This is a genomic window from uncultured Nisaea sp. (assembly GCF_963974195.1).
In the GTDB taxonomy this organism is placed as follows: Bacteria; Pseudomonadota; Alphaproteobacteria; order Thalassobaculales; family Thalassobaculaceae; genus Nisaea.
The window spans coordinates 1-5,141 of record NZ_CAXBDC010000175.1 but is presented as its reverse complement, the minus strand read 5'-3'; the positions used below and the strand labels follow the sequence as shown (position 1 = coordinate 5,141).

Below are 5,141 nucleotides of genomic sequence, written 5' to 3'. Positions count from 1 at the left end.
GCAGCAGCAGCGCTACGGTGCCCAGGCTCTCGAAATCCTGATGCCCTTCTGATCCTGCAAAACCGGGCGGTAAAATTTACCGCCCGGTTCTACTCTGATCGCGCGTCGATCACGTCAGGGACATAAGCAAAAAACAAAAGCGGGCCGCTCCAAAGGGAACGGCCCGCTTTTTTATGATTTCATACGGATGAAACGCAGTCAGTCGTCGCGATGTGTCCGTTCAAGGCGCTCATGACGCTCCTGAGCCTCAAGGCTCAAGGTCGCAATCGGACGTGCCTCAAGGCGTCGCAAGCCGATCGGCTCATCCGTCTCTTCGCAATATCCGTAATTGCCGTCTTCGATTCGCTGAATCGCCGCATCGATCTTGCTGATCAGCTTACGTTCACGATCCCGGGTTCGCAGTTCGATCTGATGATCCGTCTCGAGCGAGGCGCGATCAGCCATATCCGGCTTCTGCAGATTTTCCTGGGTCAAGTGGCTCAGCGTCTCGTTCGCTTCGTGCAGAAGCTCAGCCCGCCACTTCAGCAGCTTTTGCCGGAAATATTCCTGCTGCTTTGAATTCATAAACTCTTCGTCTTCCGACGGCGTATAGTCCGGCGGCAAAGTGACGCTCATCCCGGTCCTCCACGACAAAGGCTGATGAAAGGCAAGCTTTCTGCCCTTTTCGAGCGGCCGGAGTATATGTCCGGCCCCCACTAGGTTTCAACCCTCTGTTTTCAGATTAAGCGCGCGACTTTTCAAACCCACAATGCATTGAAATAATTCAAGAAATTTGAAATAAGGGCACAAAATCACAAAAAAGTACCGAGTTTTGCAAGTTCGACCCGTGCCCGAAGCTCGATTTCATCCAGTATTTCGCCCAGCCGGGGATCGGTGAAATTCCGCTCTCGTGTCGTACTGATACTGGTTGCAAGAGAGCGCAATTCAGATTCCGGGATTGCCCCCATAAGGAGGCCGTCGCGAATCCGTTCCAGCCGGGACAACAGGTCTTCTCCGCGTTCCGCGCCCTGCTTTCCCCGGCCCCGGCCATCAGCGTTTGCTTCCTGAACGGCAAGAAGCCCGTCGACGGACATCGCGGGGCTGCCGCCCTGCGCGGACGTGCTTTCCCCGGCACCGTCCAGAAGGCCGGAAAATTGTGTCCCACTTGCACCGCCCGACTTGGAGGTTTTGCGGGTGGCGGGGGTACTGACGCGGCGTGATGGATCTATTTTCATACTGCAAACCCTACCTGTTCCCGAGTCATACACTATCGTTAAGACAGCGTCATAGCGAATAAAGCCTCACGGTTTCAGCCTGTTCACCCGATGCAAAGCCGTTACGCAGCCATCTCAGCAGATCCGGCACAGCGTCACACAACAATTGGCACGATATTCGCATAATGCCTGTCGACTAGGGTCCGGAAGCGGCCCAAGAGAACACGAGGAACCGATAGAGATGCGGCCCCAAGAAATCAAAAAGACCCGCTCATCGCTTTTCATAAGCTCAATCCTTGGCCTGCTGGCCACGGCAGCTTTGATGATTGTCGCGCCGGCGCAACATGCGCACGGCCAGACCCGCATCAAGGACATCGTCGATTTCGAAGGCGTTCGGGAAAACATACTGGTCGGTTACGGCCTTGTGGTCGGCCTGAACGGTACCGGCGATGCGCTCGACAGCGCGATCTTCACCCGGGAAAGCCTCGTCGGCATGCTCGAACGTCTCGGCGTCAATGCCCGCGACGACAATCTCGATACAGACAATGTCGCCGCCGTCATGGTGACCGCGACCCTGCCCCCCTTCTCCAAACAGGGCAGCCGTATTGACGTCTCCATTTCCGCCATCGGCGATGCCGAAGATCTGCTGGGCGGCACCTTGCTGGTGACCCCGCTGGTCGGAGCGGACGGAGAAGTTTATGCCGTCGCCCAGGGGCCAATCGCGACAGGGGCAATTTCTGCCGCTGGTGACGGGCAGACCGTCACGCAAGGTGTGCCGACCAACGGCCGGATCGCCAATGGTGCGATCATCGAGCGGGAAATCTCCTTCTCGATGAAGAGCATGGAAACCGTCACAATCGCTCTCAAGAATCCGGATTTCACGACGGCGCGCAGAATATCCCAGGCCATCAACGCCTTTATCGGCTTGCCGATCTCCCAGGCGAACGATCTCGCCTCGGTCCGGATGATCGTTCCTGAAAACTACCGGGGCAATGCCGTCGCCCTGATCACCGACGTGGAACAGCTGCGCGTGACCCCCGATATTGCCGCGAAGGTCGTGATCAACGAGACCACGGGCATTATCGTGATGGGCGAGAATGTGCGGATCAGCACGGTCGCGATCGCCCAGGGCAATCTGACAATCCGGATCACGGAAACACCGCAGGTCTCGCAGCCTCAGCCTTTCGCACAGACCGGCGAGACCGTCACGGTTCCAAGGACCCAGATCGAGATCGATCAGGACGAAGACAAGCAGCTCTCCGTCCTCGCACAAAGCGTGACCCTCCAGGAACTCGTCGATGGGCTTAACGCTCTCGGCATTGGTCCCCGCGACCTGATCTCGATCCTGCAGGCCATCAAGGCGGCAGGCGCCCTGCAAGCCGAAATAGAAGTCCTTTAAGGAGCGGAATGATGCAAACCACATCCCTCACTGACTCCGCCGCCGCCAGCGCCCAGGCACAAAGTGCCCGTACGAACGCCGCGGTCCAGAAACTTCAGGCCGCAGGTGGCGACAAGACGGCTATTCGCCATGCCGCCGAGGAATTCGAAGGCATCTTCATCAGCCAGATGCTCGGACACATGTTCAAGGGAATGGAAAGCAACCCGCTGTTCGGAGGCGGCCAGGCCGAAAACATCTACCGCGACCTCTTGGTCGACGAGTATGGCAAACAAATGGCCGGCACCGGTGGCATCGGACTTGCCGATAACATCGAACGCCAGTTGATCTCTCTGCAGGAGGTAAATTGATATGCCTGATCATTCCATCGTCGAGGCTTTCCGAGAGAGCATGATCGGGTTGATGAAGCTCTTGAATGAAGAGACCGCGCTGCTGAAAAAACGCGAATTCAAGACACTGGACAAGCTCCAGGCCCGCAAGCGCCAGCTCTCCCTGTCTTTCGACAAGCATCAGACAGCCGTACGCGCGCATCCGGAAGTTCTGGACAACGTGCCGGATGACGACCGGACAGAGCTGCGGAATCTCTATCAGCGGTTCCGCTGTGCCCTGTCGGACAACATGCTGGCGCTGCGCTCCAGTCACGATGCCGCGGAACGGGTTGTCTCACTGATCATGGAATCGGTTCGCAAGCAGCGCGGTATCGATGCGGATGCACCAAGCTTTGGCAAGCCCCGGACAGGCTATGCAGCTTATGCGCCGCTCGCCCAGCCGATCGCGGCCGTCAGCAAAAGTCTCTGATAAGAGCGCTAACCGCACCCATTATGCATGGCATGCGGTTAGCCAAGGGAGATGCACTCAGGAAAGAGCGGACGACCGGTCTTTGGCCTCTTTAGCCGCTTCTTCGTTACCGGCTTTCTCATGAAGCCGCGCAAGCAATTTAAAACTCGCCGCGTTACCCGCATCTAGAGCGACCGCCCGTTCGGCCGCGACGATCGCATCGTCATCCTGCCCGAGGGATTCAAACAGCAGAGCGATTTCATTGAAGGTCTCGCTTTCCGCCGGGGCCTCGGCGAAGGCCTCTTCAAGTTCCCTGACAGCTTCATCGCGTTTGCCCAGGCGCTTGAGCAGAACGGAAAGACGGCACCGGGTTCCTATATCCTCCGGTATACGCTCCTTGACGGAGGTGTAGCAGCGTTGTGCCACATCAAGTTCATCAAGCTCCACCATGACATTACCAAGCGTGACCATCGCTTCGATATTATCATGATCGGCATCGATCGCCTGATGCAGAAACTCGGCAGCACTCGGAAGATCTTCCCGATCGACCTCAAGAACACCACGCCACGTCAGCAAACGGCTGTTATCCGGCTCGTGGGACAGCCCGCTTTCAATAACGGCGATTGCATCTCCGATTTTCTTTTCCGCCCGGTAAACCAGCGCAAGAGAAAGAAACGATTCACTGATTTCAGGATCGTTTTCAATCGCCTTCAGCAACAGCTCAGTCGCTCTTTCAAAATTGCCCTGGTGCAATTCAAGAGTGCCCGCATGGCAGAGATACCGGCCGGATTCAGGATCGAGTTCGATGGCCGAAGCGAAGAAATCCGCAGCAGCGTCAAGCTCATCGCACTGCATGCAGAGCAAACCCGCAAGATCCAGTGCCCGATGGTTTTGCGGATCCCGTTCAAGGATCTCGACATATATGTTGCGCGCCTCAACAACCTCGTCGGCTTCATGATGGCTGATACCGCGTTTCAGCAATTCATTGATCGCGTCTTCATTCGCCACGCTGGAATCCCCCATCGAAACACTCAAACCCACACACTGAGTTCCTAGCATAGTTGGAACTGTAGGGGAATTTCCGGAAACGTTCGCCTCTGGCAACCACCTTACATCCACTCAAAAATTATTGCCTGAACATGAATAAAGGGCGCCAGACCTAATGTCCTCGCCCTTTTATCGCTCATCAACGCCAGTCGCACCGATTACGCAAGCCTGCGATCCAATCAGATCAGAACATCAACTTCCTGCTCTGCGCCTGTATTCGGAGGCGACTCGCCGGTTTCCTGACTACGAACAGTGTTCGCATCGGAAGATGTGCCGGCGTCTGAAGCCTGACGTGAGGTTTCCGCAGGCTCTTGCGCAAGGTCAGCACTTTTCTGATGTTCTCTCACAACACTCTCGGGCGGAAACTGCTTCGTCACTTCACCCGACTGGCTGTCGCGAAGCTCAAAAATCACACGGAGAGACTCCGGATCAAACCTGATCACCGGACTCAGATAAAAATCAGAGGAAACACTCTTGGAAACAGTGGCAGCGTTGGCGCTCGTCGCTTGAAGCGGCGGCAACGGGACGGTTTTCGCAACTGATTGTGCGGCGGTCGCCCCGGAGAGGATTTCGACCATGACCATCTCCATTCTGGAGTGAACGAACCTGCCTTTTTGTCGGCAACTTTAAATGTATATAGCACTCGACAGAAAGAATGTCGAGTCCCTCACACATTAGAGAACAATTTAGACAAAATTCGCGGCATTACAGCGGAATCATCGAAGTTA

7 protein-coding genes are annotated in these 5,141 nt (G+C 56.1%); 3 read left to right on the top strand and 4 right to left on the bottom strand.

All coding sequences use genetic code 11. From position 1 onward, the window contains the following. Nucleotides 1–198 precede the first annotated feature (198 nt). Together dksA and AAC126_RS21700 are read right to left on the bottom strand one after the other, a co-directional pair. Nucleotides 199–615, bottom strand: coding sequence for an RNA polymerase-binding protein DksA (dksA, locus tag AAC126_RS21705; protein WP_339857444.1), 417 nt, complete (start codon nucleotides 613–615; stop codon nucleotides 199–201). 176 nt (nucleotides 616–791) lie between these two features. Next, nucleotides 792–1,214, bottom strand: coding sequence for a flagellar assembly protein FliX (locus AAC126_RS21700; RefSeq protein ID WP_339857442.1), 423 nt, complete (start codon nucleotides 1,212–1,214; stop codon nucleotides 792–794). Between the two features lie 301 nt (nucleotides 1,215–1,515). Between AAC126_RS21700 and AAC126_RS21695 the strand changes: the two genes are divergently transcribed. Genes AAC126_RS21695 through AAC126_RS21685 form a run of 3 tightly spaced genes read left to right on the top strand, consistent with a single transcriptional unit; the run spans nucleotide 1,516 to nucleotide 3,387 of the window. After that, nucleotides 1,516–2,592 carry a flagellar basal body P-ring protein FlgI gene (locus AAC126_RS21695; RefSeq protein WP_339857440.1) on the top strand — a complete coding sequence of 359 codons (1,077 nt, stop codon included), beginning with the start codon at nucleotides 1,516–1,518 and terminating at the stop codon, nucleotides 2,590–2,592. Between the two features lie 11 nt (nucleotides 2,593–2,603). Continuing rightward, on the top strand, nucleotides 2,604–2,939 hold the full coding sequence (locus AAC126_RS21690) for a rod-binding protein (RefSeq protein ID WP_339857438.1): 336 nt from the start codon (nucleotides 2,604–2,606) through the stop codon (nucleotides 2,937–2,939). 1 nt (nucleotide 2,940) lies between these two features. Then, nucleotides 2,941–3,387, top strand: a complete 447-nt coding sequence (locus AAC126_RS21685; protein WP_339857436.1) for a hypothetical protein — start codon at nucleotides 2,941–2,943, stop codon at nucleotides 3,385–3,387. A 57-nt stretch (nucleotides 3,388–3,444) separates the two neighbouring features. Here the strand turns inward: AAC126_RS21685 and AAC126_RS21680 are convergent, their stop codons facing one another. Next, nucleotides 3,445–4,470, bottom strand: a complete 1,026-nt coding sequence (locus AAC126_RS21680; RefSeq protein ID WP_339857434.1) for a tetratricopeptide repeat protein — start codon at nucleotides 4,468–4,470, stop codon at nucleotides 3,445–3,447. Between the two features lie 122 nt (nucleotides 4,471–4,592). Beyond that, entirely contained in the window at nucleotides 4,593–4,991 is a 399-nt protein-coding gene (locus tag AAC126_RS21675) for a hypothetical protein (RefSeq protein ID WP_339857432.1), read from the bottom strand. Nucleotides 4,992–5,141 lie beyond the last annotated feature (150 nt).